The 13,247-nt window shown below is 74.9% G+C and carries 15 protein-coding genes; 6 read left to right on the forward strand and 9 right to left on the reverse strand.

The window, feature by feature from the left end; all coding sequences use genetic code 11:
• Window positions 1-5: 5 nt before the first annotated feature.
• A complete protein-coding gene (locus tag ACIP5O_RS26745) occupies window positions 6-926 on the forward strand; it encodes a transglycosylase SLT domain-containing protein (protein WP_401297415.1) in 921 nt (306 codons plus the stop codon).
• Here the strand turns inward: ACIP5O_RS26745 and ACIP5O_RS26750 are convergent.
• Both ACIP5O_RS26750 and ACIP5O_RS26755 read right to left on the reverse strand, forming a co-directional pair.
• Window positions 923-2,236, reverse strand: coding sequence for a phosphoribosyltransferase family protein (locus ACIP5O_RS26750; RefSeq protein WP_401297417.1), 1,314 nt, complete (start codon window positions 2,234-2,236; stop codon window positions 923-925). The two genes, ACIP5O_RS26745 and ACIP5O_RS26750, sit on opposite strands and share 4 nt — an antisense overlap.
• 121 nt (window positions 2,237-2,357) lie before the next feature.
• Window positions 2,358-3,122 (reverse strand): alpha/beta fold hydrolase, encoded by a 765-nt coding sequence (locus ACIP5O_RS26755; protein WP_401297419.1) that lies wholly within the window; start codon window positions 3,120-3,122, stop codon window positions 2,358-2,360.
• Window positions 3,123-3,274: 152 nt separating this feature from the next.
• Between ACIP5O_RS26755 and ACIP5O_RS26760 the strand changes: the two genes are divergently transcribed.
• The 3 genes from ACIP5O_RS26760 (at window position 3,275) to ACIP5O_RS26770 (ending at window position 7,259) form a co-directional block, all read left to right on the forward strand.
• A complete protein-coding gene (locus tag ACIP5O_RS26760) occupies window positions 3,275-5,794 on the forward strand; it encodes a SpoIIE family protein phosphatase (protein ID WP_401297421.1) in 2,520 nt (839 codons plus the stop codon).
• 214 nt (window positions 5,795-6,008) lie between these two features.
• Window positions 6,009-6,269 (forward strand): type B 50S ribosomal protein L31, encoded by a 261-nt coding sequence (locus ACIP5O_RS26765; protein ID WP_030212502.1) that lies wholly within the window; start codon window positions 6,009-6,011, stop codon window positions 6,267-6,269.
• A 153-nt stretch (window positions 6,270-6,422) separates the two neighbouring features.
• Window positions 6,423-7,259, forward strand: a complete 837-nt coding sequence (locus tag ACIP5O_RS26770) for an NAD(P)H-binding protein (RefSeq protein ID WP_401297423.1) — start codon at window positions 6,423-6,425, stop codon at window positions 7,257-7,259.
• 120 nt (window positions 7,260-7,379) lie between these two features.
• Here the strand turns inward: ACIP5O_RS26770 and ACIP5O_RS26775 are convergent, their stop codons facing one another.
• The 6 genes from ACIP5O_RS26775 to ACIP5O_RS26800 all read right to left on the reverse strand — a co-directional run bounded on the left by ACIP5O_RS26775 (window position 7,380) and on the right by ACIP5O_RS26800 (window position 11,418).
• On the reverse strand, window positions 7,380-7,877 hold the full coding sequence (locus ACIP5O_RS26775) for a peptidylprolyl isomerase (protein WP_401297425.1): 498 nt from the start codon (window positions 7,875-7,877) through the stop codon (window positions 7,380-7,382).
• A 138-nt stretch (window positions 7,878-8,015) separates the two neighbouring features.
• A complete protein-coding gene (locus tag ACIP5O_RS26780) occupies window positions 8,016-8,237 on the reverse strand; it encodes a hypothetical protein (RefSeq protein WP_401297427.1) in 222 nt (73 codons plus the stop codon).
• Window positions 8,238-8,267: 30 nt separating this feature from the next.
• The gene (locus tag ACIP5O_RS26785; protein WP_401297429.1) at window positions 8,268-8,909 is read right to left on the reverse strand and encodes a DUF6629 family protein; all 642 of its coding nucleotides are present in this window, start codon (window positions 8,907-8,909) and stop codon (window positions 8,268-8,270) included.
• 402 nt (window positions 8,910-9,311) lie between these two features.
• Complete coding sequence (locus ACIP5O_RS26790) at window positions 9,312-9,815, reverse strand: NUDIX domain-containing protein (protein ID WP_401297431.1); 504 nt, start codon at window positions 9,813-9,815, stop codon at window positions 9,312-9,314.
• A 132-nt stretch (window positions 9,816-9,947) separates the two neighbouring features.
• Entirely contained in the window at window positions 9,948-10,817 is an 870-nt protein-coding gene (locus ACIP5O_RS26795; RefSeq protein ID WP_401297433.1) for a YhjD/YihY/BrkB family envelope integrity protein, read from the reverse strand.
• Between the two features lie 127 nt (window positions 10,818-10,944).
• A complete protein-coding gene (locus ACIP5O_RS26800; protein ID WP_365543647.1) occupies window positions 10,945-11,418 on the reverse strand; it encodes a helix-turn-helix domain-containing protein in 474 nt (157 codons plus the stop codon).
• Between the two features lie 101 nt (window positions 11,419-11,519).
• Between ACIP5O_RS26800 and ACIP5O_RS26805 the strand changes: the two genes are divergently transcribed.
• Entirely contained in the window at window positions 11,520-12,011 is a 492-nt protein-coding gene (locus tag ACIP5O_RS26805) for a PaaI family thioesterase (protein ID WP_401297435.1), read from the forward strand.
• A gap of 40 nt (window positions 12,012-12,051) precedes the next feature.
• On the opposite strand, the gene ACIP5O_RS26810 is transcribed toward ACIP5O_RS26805, so the two are convergent.
• The gene (locus ACIP5O_RS26810) at window positions 12,052-12,417 is read right to left on the reverse strand and encodes a luciferase family protein (protein ID WP_356545310.1); all 366 of its coding nucleotides are present in this window, start codon (window positions 12,415-12,417) and stop codon (window positions 12,052-12,054) included.
• Window positions 12,418-12,651: 234 nt separating this feature from the next.
• Between ACIP5O_RS26810 and ACIP5O_RS26815 the strand changes: the two genes are divergently transcribed.
• Complete coding sequence (locus tag ACIP5O_RS26815) at window positions 12,652-13,236, forward strand: nucleosidase (RefSeq protein WP_401297437.1); 585 nt, start codon at window positions 12,652-12,654, stop codon at window positions 13,234-13,236.
• Window positions 13,237-13,247: the final 11 nt, after the last annotated feature.

Raw genomic sequence — 13,247 nt, forward strand, 5'->3', positions numbered from 1 at the left:
CCGTCATGCCTGCACACGGTAAGCACCGCCGCCCCCGCCGCAACCACATCTCCCGTGGACTCGCCCTGGTCGGCACGGGTGGGGCCGCGCTGTCCCTGCCCCTGATCGCCCCCGCCACGGCCGGCGCCGCGCCCGCCGCCCCGGCCCCGGAGATCGCCGCCAAGGCCTTCACCGCCCCCGCCGCCCCGGCCGCCGCCAAGGCTCCGGCCGCTCCGGAGGCCACGCGCACGTACACCGTCGTGAGCGGTGACTCGCTTTCCCTGATCGCCCACAAGAAGGGAATTCAGGGGGGCTGGAAGAGCCTTTACCGTGCCAACCAGAGCGCCGTGGGTGACAATCCGTCACTCATCCACCCGGGTCTGGAACTGACGATTCATCGGGGCGCCGCCAAGGCTGCCCCGGCGCAGCCGAAGACGCAGGAAAAGGCGGAGCGGAAGGCCACCGCGAAGGCGGAGAAGTCCACTTCGACCGACCGGGCGAACCGCTCCGAGCGCCGCGCGGCCGCCCCGTCCGCCGACACCGGCACGGGGGCCTCCGCCGCCGCCCCGGCCGTCGCCGCTCCGGCCACCCCGGTCGAGGCCGCCCCGGTCGCCGCCACCCAGTACGCCGACAACCTGGACGGCTGGATCCGGCAGTCGCTGGACGTCATGGCCCAGCACGGCATCCCCGGTTCCTACGAGGGCATCCACCGCAACATCATGCGCGAGTCCTCCGGGAACCCGCTGGCCATCAACAACTGGGACATCAACGCCGTCAATGGCACCCCCTCGAAGGGCCTCCTCCAGGTCATCGAGCCGACCTTCCTGGCCTACCACGTGCCCGGCACGTCGATGGACATGTACGACCCGGTCGCCAACATCACCGCCGCCTGCAACTACGCGGCCGACCGCTACGGCTCCATCGACAACGTCGACAGCGCGTACTAGTCCGCACCGGACGCTTCCGGGGCGCCCCGGCCCCGGAAGTGCGCGGTGAACCAGGAGGTGGCGAGCTCCGCCACCTCCTCCAGGGCGCCGGGCTCCTCGAAGAGGTGGGTGGCGCCCTCCACCACGGCCAGCCGGTTCTCGCAGCGCAGCAGCGCCCCGGCCCGCCGGTTGAGGTCCAGGACCAGCGGGTCGTCGCCGCCCACCACCAAGAGGGTCGGGGCCCGCACCCCGGCGAGCCGGTCGGCCGCGAGGTCCGGCCGGCCGCCGCGCGAGACGACGGCGGCGACGGGGGACGCGGGGTCGCCCGCCGCCCACAGCGCGGCCGCCGCTCCCGTGCTCGCCCCGAAGTAGCCGAGCGGGAGCCCCGCGACGCCGGGCCGCCCGGCCAGCCGCTTCGTGACCCCGGCGAGCCGGCCCGCGAGGAGCGGGGTGTCGAAGACGTGCGCCCGGTCGGTCGCCTCCGCCTCGCTCAGCAGGTCGAACAGCAGGGTCCCGAGTCCGGCCCGGTTCAGCTCCGCGGCGACCGCCCGGTTCCGGGGGCTGTGGCGGCTGCTGCCGCTGCCGTGGGCGAACAGGACGAGGCCGGCGGCCCCCTCGGGCACGGCGAGCCTCCCCGCGAGGGTGGCGCCCTCGACCGGGATCCGCACCTCCTCGTCCCGGACGACGGGGTCGCGCGCGGCCCGGCTCCGGTCCAGACAGGCGATCACCTCGTCGTCCGGCGTCTGCGGGAAGTCCCGGTAGAACTGGCCGACCGCGTAGAACCCCTCCGGGGTGTCGACGCCGACGGTCTCGTCGGCCTCGCCGCCGAGCCGGGCCGTCCAGCCGGGCGGCGCGACCGGCACCGCGAGGACGATCCGGGCCGCGCCCCGGGCGCGGACCACCCGGCAGGCCGCCAGGGCCGTGGCGCCGGTGGCGAGCCCGTCGTCGACGACGAGGACCGTCCGCCCTTCCAGGGGTACGGGCGTCCGGCTGCCCCGGTAGCGGCGGGCGCGCTGCTCCAGCTCGGCCAGCTCGCGCTCCTCCACGGCGGCGAGCGCCCGGGCGTCCACACCGGCCTCGTGGAGCACCTGCTCGTTGAGCACCCGGACCCCGCCCTCGCCGATCGCGCCCATCGCGACCTCCGGCCGGTGGGGCACGCCCAGCTTCCGGACGAGACAGATGTCGAGGGGGGCGTCGAGGGCGTCGGCGACCTCGACGGCCACCGGCACGCCGCCGCGCGGAAGACCGAGGACCACGACGTCCTGGCCCTCGAGGTGGGCGAGCCGGGCGGCGAGCCGCCGTCCCGCGTCGCTGCGATCGCTGAAGACCATGGTCCGACGCCCTTCCGCCTGTGCGCCCGTCCGGGCGGGCCCGGGACGGACGACCACGTCCCTCCAGGGTAGGCACGCAGGCCCGCTCGGCGAGGCGAGCGGGCCCCGGGCGTCCCCCGCTTCAGGCGGCGAGGAAGGCCTCGATGGCCTCGGCGAGGGCCCGCGGGGTCTCCTCGGGGGCGTAGTGCCCGGCGTCCTCGATGACTTCGAGGCGCGCGTTGGGGTACCAGCGCAGCCAGGTGCCCTCCATCGCCTCGGTGCCGAGCGCCGGGTCGTGCGCGCCGACGACGAGGAGGACGGGCGTGGGGTTGTCGCGGACGCGCTCGTGGAAGTCGGCGCGGGACCAGGAGTCCAGGTAGGCGCGGAAGGCCGTGGCGGAGGAGCGGTTGAGGGAGCGGTCGACGAGCGCGCCCAGCCAGGCGTCGTCGTACCGGCCGCCGGTGGTGCGGTCGATGATCGCGCGCCGGTTGGCCGGCTCCCCCGCGGCCCCGGCGAAGAGGTCCCAGGACGCCTCGTCGAGGGGGAACCCGGCGGCGGAGACCGGCGAGACGCCGATGAGCGAGCGGACCCGGTCGGGGGCTTCGAGGAGCACCAGCTGGGCCGCCTTGCCGCCCATCGAGTGGCCGATGACGGAGAAGGAGTCCCAGCCGAGGTCGTCGGCGACCGCCAGGGCGTCGGCCGCCACCTCCTCCATCGTGTAGGCGCCCTCGTGGTCGAGGGCCTCGCCGTAGCCCCGGCAGTCGACGAAGGCGTAGGTGCCGACGGAGGCGTCCAGGTGGGCGCGGAGCGGGACGAAGCCGGTGCGGTCGCCGAACCAGCCGTGGAGGACGAGGGCCCTGCCCGGCCCTTCGCCGTGGACGTCGTACGGAAGAACCCGGCCGGTCATCGTGCCCCCTGGTCGCGCGGTGGCGCCGCCGCGCGTCGACGGCGGCGGTCGACCACCGAGTGTGACGGCCCGGACGCGAACGGTCAACGACTCCATTCGGCGGGGAGCCTTCCGGGATGCGGGGGCTTCGGCCCCGGGGGCATGCTGGCTGTGTGACCTCGCGCGACGCTTCCGGCCCCGGCCCGGCGGGCGGTACCGGGCGTCCGTCCGGGAGCGGAGCCGGCGACGAGCCCGCTTCCGGCGCCCTGACGTGGGCGCTCGCGGAGGCGGCGCTCGGGGCCGTGGAGGAGGTCGGCGGCTACGCGGGCGGGGTGTACCTGCGCTCCGAGACACCGGGGTTGCTGCGGCTCGCGATCCTCGTGGGGCTGCCGGGGCCGTTGTTCCGTCCGTGGTGGCGGATGCACGCCAACCGCCCGTTCCCGGTGGCCGAGGTCCATCGTTCGGGCCAGGCCGTCCACCTCGCCGACGTCGAGGAGGCGATGCGGCGCTTCCCCCAACTGGTGGCGAGCCTGCCGTTCCCCTTCGCCTCGCTGTACGCGCCGGTCCTCGCGGGCCGCGAGCGCTTCGGCGTGCTCGTGGCGCTGCGCGCGCCCACCCCGGGCATACCGGTGGACGCGCGGGACCGGAGCCGGATGACACGGGGCGCGCTCCGGCTCGGCGAGGCCCTGACCGAGCTGTCCCGCCAGGGGACGGCGGTCGAGTGGGCGGGCGATCCCGTGTGCGTGCAGCTGCCGACCGGTTCGGGGCCCCCGGTGCGGTTCGGCTCCTTCGACTGGGACCTGCTCTCGGGCACCGTCACGATGGACGACGGGCTCCTGAGGATCCTCGGGGCGGGCGTGACCTCGCCCTGCACGATCGAACTCCTCACGTCCCTCCTGGAGCCGGAGGACGGGTACGCGCTGTGGGCGGCGGCCCGGCACGCGGCGGGCGCCGGCGGGCGCCCCCTGGTGCGCAGGCTCCGGCTGAAGGGCCCGGACGGCGGGCTGCACCTCCTGGAGGTGTCCGCACGCGCGCGGCGGACCGGCACCGAGAACGGGTCCCGGCTCGTGGGCACCCTCGTCGACCTCGGCACCGGTCTGATCGGCTCGGGCGCCACCGACCGGCTGCCGCAGGCGATCCTGGCCGTCGACCGGCTCGGCCGCGTCACGTACGTCAACGAGCGCACGGAACAGCTCCTCGGCCGGCCGCGCAGGGACCTGGCCGGGCGGCCGCTGTGGGAGGCGCTGCCCTGGTTCGGACACACCTTCCACAAGGAGCAGATGCGGGCCGCCCTCCTCTCCGGGGAGCCGGTGCGCTTCCTGGCCCGCCCGGAGGGGGGCACGTGGCTGTCCGTCTCCCTGCACCCGGGGCGGGACGGGGTGACGATGGTGCTCCTCCCCGAGGAGGGTCCGGCGGGCCTCGCGCACAGGGCCGGGACGGGCCGGCGCTTCACGGACGGCCTCGCCTCGCCCGGGGACCGGGCGGCGGACCTGTACCGGCCGGTGGCGCTCGCGATCGCGCTCACCGAGGCGGTGACGGCGCGCCAGGTGTCGGCGGTGGTGACGGAGGAGCTGCTGCCGGCGTTCGGCGGGCGGCAGCTCGCGATCTACCTGCTGAGCGACCGGCGCCTCTACCTGGCGTGGGAGACGGGTTTCCCGCAGGGCTTCCTCGAACCCTTCGACGGGGTGGGGCTCGACGCGCGGGTGCCGGGGGTGGAGACGCTGACGACGGGCAGACCGCTTTTCTTCGAGTCGATGGAGCAGTTGGGCCGGGCCTATCCGGACCTTCCGCTGGACGCGGAGTCGGGGGCCCGGGCGTTCCTGCCGCTGATCGCCTCGGGCCGGCCGGTGGGCTCCTGCATCCTCGGCTTCGACCAGCCCCGCGGCTTCGGCCCGGAGGAGCGGACCGTGCTCACGGCGCTCGCGGGGCTGATCGCGCAGGCCCTGGAGCGGGCGCAGCGGTACGACACGGAGTCGGCGGTCGCGCGGGGGCTCCAGGACGCGCTGCTGCCGCACCGGCTGCCGGTCCGGGTCGGGGTGGACACGGTGGGCCGCTACCTGCCGGGCACACAGGGCATGGACGTGGGCGGGGACTGGTACGACGTGATCGAGACGGGTCAGGGGCGGCTCGCCCTGGTCATCGGCGACGTGCAGGGCCACGGGGTGGCGGCCGCCGCCACGATGGGTCAGCTGCGCAGCGCGGTGCGCGCGTTCGCGCTCGGGGGCCACCGGCCGCAGGACGTCATGCGGGGCACCAACCGGCTGCTGATCGACCTGGACCCGGGGCAGTTCGCGAGCTGCTGCTACGTCCTGCTCGATCCGGAGACGGGCGAGGCGCGGGCGGTGCGGGCGGGGCATCCGCAGCCGCTGCTGCTGCGGCCGGACGGGACGGCCGAGCAGGTGGAGCTGGCGGGCGGGATGGTCCTGGGGATCGACGACGGGGCCTCGTACCCGGTGTCCCGGCTGCGACTGGCCCCGGGGGCGGTCCTCGCGCTGTTCACGGACGGTCTCGTGGAGCGGCCGGGGAGGGACATCGACGAGGGGATCGAGCGGCTGCGCCGGGCGCTCGCCGCGACGGCCTCCCTGCCGCTCTCGGAGACGGCCGACCGGCTGACCAGGGAGGCCCGGCAGGCCACGTCCCGGCCGGACGACATCGCCCTGCTGCTCGCGGCACGGTGGCCGGAGGGCGGCTGAGCCGTACGGAGGTTCCTTGTCGGTCGGACGGCCGCAAGGGGTGGCCGCGTTGCCCGTCGGCATCGGTTGGCGCCCCCTGTCGAGGGGTACGCGCGCGTGGGGCCCGTCACCCGGTCGGGCCCGTGGCACTGGTCGGCGGCCGCGGCCCCGGGGAGGCTGGGAGTGCCGTGCCGATCAGGCCGGACGAGTCAGGGCGGCAGCCCGAGGAGGACACGTGCAGCAGGACAAGCAGCCCGAGTACGGCCCGGTGGTCTTCCGCGACCGCTCGGCCGGGTACGCGTTTCTGACCCGCTCCACCGCGACCAGCGACCGGACCATCGAGTGGGACGACGGCAACACGTACCCCGTGATCGACGTCGAGATCTCCTCCGAGAGCCACCCCTTCTACACGGGCAAGGCGCGGACCGTGGACACCGAGGGCCGGATCGCCCGGTTCGAACGGCGTTTCGGCGAGCAGGGCTCCTCCGAGGGCTGAGCCCTCCCCCGGGCCGTTCCGGACCTGTCGGAACGGCTTGCGGAACCGGCTTCCCGAACCGGCCGGAAGATGGCCTGTTCGACTTCCAGGATGGGGTCACGAGGACGGCGGGGCGCCCACGCCCCGCCGCGGACTTCCTGGAGGGGAACAGTCGTGATCGTGGTGACCGGAGCGACCGGGAACGTCGGGCGACCGCTGGTGGAGGCGCTGGCCGCGGCCGGCGAGGAGGTCGTGGCGGTGAGCCGCCGCGAGGCCGGGGAGCTGCCCGCCGGGGTGACGCACCGGCGGGGCGACCTGGCGGATGTCGACGGTCTCGAGGGGTTGTTCGAGGGGGCCGGGGCGGTGTACCTGCTCGTCGCGGGGCTCGGACACGACCTGCGTCCGCGCGAGATCGTGGCGGCGGCGGTGGCCCGCGGGGTGCGGCGGATCGTGCTCCAGTCCTCGCAACTGGTGGGGACGCGACCCGAATCGGTGTCGCACGCGCCGCTGCGCGCGTGCGAGGAGGCGGTACGGGGGTCGGGCCTGGAGTGGACGGTCCTGCGTCCGGGCGGCTTCGCCTCCAACGCCTTCCTCTGGGCCGAACGGGTGCGCTCGGCCCGTACGGTGGCGGCCCCCTTCGCCGACGTGGCCCTGCCCGTCGTGGATCCGGCGGACATCGCGGAGGTCGCGGCCGCCGCGCTGCGCGGTCCGGCGCACGCGGGGCGGACGTACGTGCTCACGGGTCCGGTCGCGGTGACGCCGCGTGAGCAGGTGCGGGCGCTGGCGGAGGCGGTGGGTGCTCCGGTGGGGTTCGTGGCGCTGGGCGCGGGCGAGGCCCGGGAGCGGATGGTGCGGTTCCTGCCGGAGGAGGCCGTCGACGGGATGCTGTCGGTGATGGGCGATCCCGGCGAGGAGGAGCGGCGGGTGAGCCCGGACGTGGAGCGGGTCCTCGGGCGCGCGCCGCGGCCGTTCTCGGCGTGGGCGGAGCGCCACGCGGGCGCGTTCGCCTGAGCCCGGGACCGGGCCGGCGCACGCGGCGGGGCGGGGACGCGGGTCCGTGGGACCGCGTTCCCGCCCCGGCCGGGGTCTGTGAGCGGGGCCCGGGGCCCTCCGCTCAGCTCCGGAAGGCGATCAGGCCTTCACGACGCCGGAGTCGGCGACCTTGATGGAGGCCTTGGTGGCGCCGGAGCCGGAGCCGAGGCCCTCGATCTTCTTGACCAGGTCCTGGCCCTCGACGACCTCGCCGAAGACGACGTGCTTGCCGTCGAGCCAGTCGGTGACGATCGTGGTGATGAAGAACTGCGAGCCGTTGGTGTTCTTGCCGGCGTTGGCCATCGAGAGCAGGAACGGGCGGTCGTGCTTCAGCTGGAAGTTCTCGTCCGCGAACTTCTCGCCGTAGATGCTCTTGCCGCCGGTGCCGTTGCCGTTGGTGAAGTCACCGCCCTGGAGCATGAAGTTCGGGATGACGCGGTGGAACGGGGAACCGGCGTAGCCGAAGCCGTGCTGGCCGGTGGCGAGCTCGCGGAAGTTCTGCGCGGTCTTCGGCACGACGTCGTCGAACAGCTGGAAGACGATGCGGCCCGCGGGCTCGTCGTTGATGGTGATGTCGAAGTAAACGTTGTCGCTCATGGGGACATCCTGTCATTACTCGCGCACCGGGTGCGCACGGGCTGCCTCCGGCCGTGTCTCGGCACGCCGGTGCCCCGCCGCCCGTAGGGGTGCGGGGCACGGTTCGTGCCGTCGGACACGGGGGACGGACGGGGCCGGCTAGAGCAGTCCGCCGGTCTCCGGGGACTGGAGGCCGCCCCCGGCGCCCTGGACGGTGTCCTGGACGATGCTCCCGACGCCGTGGTCCGGCTGGAGGAGGCCGAGGGGGCTGCCGATGGGGTTGTCCCCGACGACGGCGTTCGCCTGCGGCGGAGGCGTGACGAGGGCGGTGACGACACCGGCGGCGAGGGAGGCGATGGCGAGCATGCTGCGCTTCTTCATGCCCTGGTCAACTGCTGAACGGCCGGGGGGTTACGGGCTTCCCCGGATCGGACGCGGATCGGGCCCCGCCCGGGCGCGCACCCGGACGAGCAGTAGCAGGGAGGCGACGGCAGCGAGGGCGCACCAGGTGGAGACGAACTCGGTGCTCCACAGGAGGGCGCAGACGACGGCTCCGGCCCCGGTCAGGAGCCCGAGGAGCCGCAGGAGCCGGTCGCGGGCGAGGAGCAGGGCGCCGACGGTGGCGAGGAGGTACGCGACGAGGACCAGCGGCGCGTGCGGCAGGTCGACGACGTAGCCGAGGGTGCGGCCGCGGACCTCGGCGGTGACGGGGCGGGTGGCGAGCCGGTGGGCGAGGACGCCGGCGGTCGCGAGGCCGGCGGCGAGCGGGACGAGCAGGCGCGGCCGGTCGGCGGGGCGGGCGGCGGTCAGGACGCCGACGGGCAGCCAGAGGGGCAGCAGGGTCAGGGCGATGACGGCCCAGGCGAGGGTGGCGGGCCCGGCTCCGCCGCCGGTGTGCCAGACGGCGGCCTCGACGACCTGGTGGGCGCCCAGGAGCAGGGGCAGGGCGGCGAGCGGCGCGTCCCCGGGGCGGCGTACGGAGGCGAGGCAGGCCACGCCCACGGCGCCGATCCCGAGGCCCGCCCAGAGGTCGGCCGTCGCACTCCAGCACATAGCGCACTTTTACCGCACATCGGTTGGAACCGTACGGTCGTGGCGGGCGCGGCCGGCGCTCCGTCCCGGAGCGGGCCGGGCCGGAAGGTCCCCCCGGCGGGGAGGTGTTTCCCGGAGATCGGGCTCTCCCCCCGCCGCCGCCCACGACGGCGCCGGGAGGTCCCTGTACCGGGGCCCCGGCCGGTCGAGGTCTCGCCGCCCGCGCTCGAGGGGGCGCGCTGACCGGTGACTTCGAGGGCGTGGTCACCGTCGGAGCCGCCTTCGGCGCCAAGCCCGTCCCCAAGACCTTCCGTCTGCACACTCCGGAGCGCCTCGTGGCCGACATCCCCCACCCGGTGGGCCCCGGCCCTGAGACGTGCCGCCCGCGGGACCGCCCGTCCGGGCGGTCCCGCGGGGGCGCGGTCAGTGCTCCCCCGGGGCGGCCTCCAGGTACACGGGGATCCCGGTCCTGCGGGCGCGGTCGACCGCCGCGAGGCGGCCGAACTCGGCCGGGTCCATCTCCCGCCCCCACTCCTCCAGCGTGCGCAGGGCGTACTCGCTGTGCTCCTCGGGGTCGAGGACGACGGCGGCGATCTGCTCGTCCGTCAGTTCGCCGCCGTCGAAGACGAAGCCGATGTGGTTGGCGGGCCAGTCGTCGCCCCGGTCGGTCGTGAAGTGGGTGCCGAGCAGCCGGGGCTCTCCGGTGAAGACGATCCCGGTCTCCTCGTGGCACTCGCGCACCGCCGTCTCCCAGGGGGTCTCCCCCGGGTCCATGTTGCCGCCGGGCCACTGCCACGTCCCGGAGTGGTAGGTGGCGCGCATCTGGAAGGGGCGGCCCCCGGTGTCGGTGAAGTAGAGGCAGGCGTAGGCCGTCGCTCTCGGGAGGGTCGTTACGTACTCGGCGGGCGGCAGCCAGGTGTTCGCCATGGGGCGGCTCTCTCTCGACGGGCCGATGGGATCGCCTCCATCCAAGCGGCCCGGGAGGCGCGGCCCGGCCGCTCGCCGGTGGATCACCGGATCGTGTGACCACGTCCTTCGCGCGGGCGGGGGGGCACGGGGTCAGACGCCGTTCGGTCGGAGACGGCGCAGACGGCGGCGGACGAGGTGTTCGTGGACGAGGCGGCCGACGAGGGCGCCCCCGTAGACGACGAAGCCGACGCCGACGAGCCAGGACTGGAGGACGAGGACGGTGCCGAACTGGCCGTAGGTCACCGCGTTCGAGGCGATGAGGGGGGAGAAGACGAGCTGGGAGAAGATCCGCAGCCCGAGGAGGCCGAGCGCGGTGAGGACGGCCCCGGGGAGGAGGGCGCGCCAGCGGATGCGTCCGCAGAGCAGGAAGCGCTGGGACCACCAGAAGAAGAGGAAGGTGCCCAGGGTGTCGCCGAGGGCGATGACGGCGGTGGTGAGGGCCGGGGCGTTCTCGGGGGCGGGGAAGGCGACGAAGACGAGGAGGGCCGCGACGAGGACGGCGAGCCAGACGACGTGCCGCCACATGGTGTGCCAGCGGGCCGTGGGGAGGTCCCAGACCCGTTCGTACCCGGTCTGCACGGCGGATCCGAAGGTGACGCCGAAGGCGGCGAGGGCGGCGAGGCCGAAGGCGGTGGTGCGTTGCAGGGCCTGCCCCGGCCGGCCGAAGAGCTGCTCGACCTCCTCCTGGGAGACCTCGGTGACGCCGAGGCCCTGGACGAGCCAGCGGGCGAAGCCCTGTCCCCTGGCGAGGTCGGCCGCCGCGACGACGATGAGGAGGGGCACGAGGGTGAGCAGGCTGAGCGCCGCGAAGCCCATGGCGCGGTGCATGAGTTCCATGGCGCGGCCGCGGTTCCACGCGAGGCCGACGGAGGAGGCGGCGACGCGGTCGTGGAGCCGCCGGAACCAGTGGCCGTGTTCGGTGGGGGCACCGTCGTGCGGCGGACCGGATGTGGAGGGCATGCCTCGTGAGGTACCCGGCCCGGCGGCGCGGCATCGCGGAGTACGGCCGAACGGGTGGGCGCGGGGTATGGGCGCCGGGGCGGACTCGTGGAGCGGGGGGCGCGGGCGCCGGGTTCCCGGAGCGGGGTCAGGTGCGGAGGGGGCGGGCGCCGGGGCCGGGGCGGACGGTGACGTCGCGGACGGAGAGGGCGGCCCGCTCCTCGCCCTCGCACTGGACGACCACGCGGACGGGGGCTCCGCAGTCGGTGTGGCGGATGTCGAGGACGGGGCCCTCGGGAACCTCCGCGTGGGTGTCGCCCCACTGCTTGAGCGCGAGGAGCACGGGCCAGAGGTCGACGCCCTTGGGGGTGAGCCGGTACTCGTACCGCGTGCGGGCGCCGGGTTCGCGGTAGGGCTCGGCGCGCAGGACCTCCGCCGCGACCAGCTTGCGGAGGCGGTCGGCGAGGACGGCCTCGGAGAGGCCGAGGTGCCGGCGGAACTCGTCGTACCGGCGTACGCCGTTGAAGGCGTCCCGCAGGATCAGCAGGGTCCACTTCTCGCCGACCAGGTCCAGGGTGCGCCGGACCGAGCAGTTCTCCGTGTCCGTCTCCAGCCACTTCATCGTCACACTCTAGCCACCTGACTGCGTCGTTGACAGTCAGCTTTCAGGACGGCTAGCTTCGCCGGAAAGAGTCAGCAGGTCGAGTCGGGCGGAGAGTGGTCATGGGGCGGACGCGCACGGTCGAGTGGGAGGACCCCGCGGCTTCCGCGCGGGCCGCGGGGACGATGGCGGGGCTGGACTTCCTGCGGGAGATCGCCGCCGGGCGGCTGCCGGGGCCGCCGATCGCCTCGCTCCTCGGCTTCGACCTCGAAGAGGTGGAGGACGGGCGGGTGGTGTTCTCCTTCGAGCCGGCCGAGGAGCACTACAACCCGATCGGGAGCGTGCACGGCGGCGTGTACGCGACGCTGCTCGACTCGGCGGCCGGGTGCGCGGTGCACTCCACGCTCCCCCGGGGCACGGCGTACACCTCGCTCGACCTGTCGACCCGTTTCCTCCGTCCGGTCACGATCGCCACCGGCAAGGTCAGGGCGGTCGGCACGGTGCTGACCCGGGGGCGCCGCACGGCGCTCGCGGAGGCGGGGCTGTACGACGCGGAGGACCGGCTGCTCGGTCACGCGACCAGCACGTGCCTGCTGTTCCCGGTCCCGGCGTAGGGCCTGTCCGCGTCGCGCGGGCGTGACGCGGGGCCGGGGCTCAGCGGACGCCGGGGACCGGGCGGGTGCGGGTGCAGCCGTCCGGGACGGCGTCGGGGAAGCCGCTGGCCTGGAGGGCGGCGCTCACCAGGGTGGCGAGGAGGTCGATGTCGGACCCCATGTCCAGACGGACCGTCACCCACCCGGATCCGGCGCGCAGCCGGACGGCGCTCGATCCGAGGAGGGCCGGGCGCAGTCTGGCGATCATGGCGCGGGTCAGGTGGACGTCGGCCTCGTGTTCACCGTGGAAGTGCACGATCTCCTGCGTCGCGGTGCCCAGTCCGACCTCGGCGCCGCAGTGGGCACGGCCGGGGGTCAGCGAGGGCCAGCTCATCAGACGTTCACTGGCATGCCTGGCCGTGTTCATACGAGGAGCGTGCCGGGCGCCGGGGCCGCGCACAAGCGTCCTGCGGAAAGAATCCGGCCGACACGCGGAACAAGCCACCGGGAGGGTCCTCGCGACCGTGCGTCACGGCGGCGCGTGGGAGGGAGGTGACCCTGTGTCACGGCCCGCGGGGCGCGATCGGTGCCTGTCCGGCGGGCGGTTCCGGGGCCCCTCCCGGTTGTACGGCGGGCGGGTCGTCGAACTAGCGTGGCCCCCATGGAACTCTTGGGAGAGATCACGGGCGACCGCCCCCTGCTGGTACTCGCCGTCAAGGAAGAGGCGCAGTTCCTCGACAAGGGGCTGCCGGTGCTGCTCACCGGCATGGGCAAGGTGAACGCCTCGGCCGCACTGGCGACCGTGCTCGGCCGGGGGCCCCGGCCGTCCGGGATCGTGAACCTGGGAACCGCCGGGGCACTGCGGCCGGGACTGACCGGGACGCACGTCGTCGGCACCGTGGTGCAGCACGACTTCGACGGCCGGCTGCTCGCGATGCTGACGGGCGAGTCCTACGGGGCGCCGCTGACGCTGCCGGACGGCGGTGACGTGGTCCTGGCCACCGGCGACACCTTCATCTCGGACGAGGTCGCCCGCGCCCGGCTCGCGGAGCAGGCCGCCCTCGTCGACATGGAGGGGTACGCCCTCGCGCACGTCGCCGCGGTCACCGGGGTGCCGCTGCGCATCGTGAAGCACGTCAGCGACGAGGCCGGCGAGGGCGCCGCGCGCACCTGGCGCGAATCGGTCGCCGGGTGCGCGCGGGTGCTGGCCGACTGGGCGGCGGCGAACGTTCCGTACCGCTCCTGAGGGCCACGGCC

The organism is Streptomyces sp. NPDC088915 (genome assembly GCF_044749825.1).
In the GTDB taxonomy this organism is placed as follows: domain Bacteria; phylum Actinomycetota; class Actinomycetes; order Streptomycetales; family Streptomycetaceae; genus Streptomyces.

What these genes read in the sequence shown, in the direction of transcription:
- ACIP5O_RS26745 (WP_401297415.1), top strand. Translation starts at nt 6, where the DNA reads ATGCCTGCACACGGTAAGCACCGCCGCCCCCGCCGCAACCACATCTCC.
- ACIP5O_RS26750 (WP_401297417.1), bottom strand. Translation starts at nt 2,236, where the DNA reads ATGGTCTTCAGCGATCGCAGCGACGCGGGACGGCGGCTCGCCGCCCGG.
- ACIP5O_RS26755 (WP_401297419.1), bottom strand. Translation starts at nt 3,122, where the DNA reads ATGACCGGCCGGGTTCTTCCGTACGACGTCCACGGCGAAGGGCCGGGC.
- ACIP5O_RS26775 (WP_401297425.1), bottom strand. Translation starts at nt 7,877, where the DNA reads ATGAGCGACAACGTTTACTTCGACATCACCATCAACGACGAGCCCGCG.
- ACIP5O_RS26780 (WP_401297427.1), bottom strand. Translation starts at nt 8,237, where the DNA reads ATGAAGAAGCGCAGCATGCTCGCCATCGCCTCCCTCGCCGCCGGTGTC.
- ACIP5O_RS26785 (WP_401297429.1), bottom strand. Translation starts at nt 8,909, where the DNA reads ATGTGCTGGAGTGCGACGGCCGACCTCTGGGCGGGCCTCGGGATCGGC.
- ACIP5O_RS26790 (WP_401297431.1), bottom strand. Translation starts at nt 9,815, where the DNA reads ATGGCGAACACCTGGCTGCCGCCCGCCGAGTACGTAACGACCCTCCCG.
- ACIP5O_RS26795 (WP_401297433.1), bottom strand. Translation starts at nt 10,817, where the DNA reads ATGCCCTCCACATCCGGTCCGCCGCACGACGGTGCCCCCACCGAACAC.
- ACIP5O_RS26800 (WP_365543647.1), bottom strand. Translation starts at nt 11,418, where the DNA reads ATGAAGTGGCTGGAGACGGACACGGAGAACTGCTCGGTCCGGCGCACC.
- ACIP5O_RS26805 (WP_401297435.1), top strand. Translation starts at nt 11,520, where the DNA reads ATGGGGCGGACGCGCACGGTCGAGTGGGAGGACCCCGCGGCTTCCGCG.
- ACIP5O_RS26810 (WP_356545310.1), bottom strand. Translation starts at nt 12,417, where the DNA reads ATGAACACGGCCAGGCATGCCAGTGAACGTCTGATGAGCTGGCCCTCG.
- ACIP5O_RS26815 (WP_401297437.1), top strand. Translation starts at nt 12,652, where the DNA reads ATGGAACTCTTGGGAGAGATCACGGGCGACCGCCCCCTGCTGGTACTC.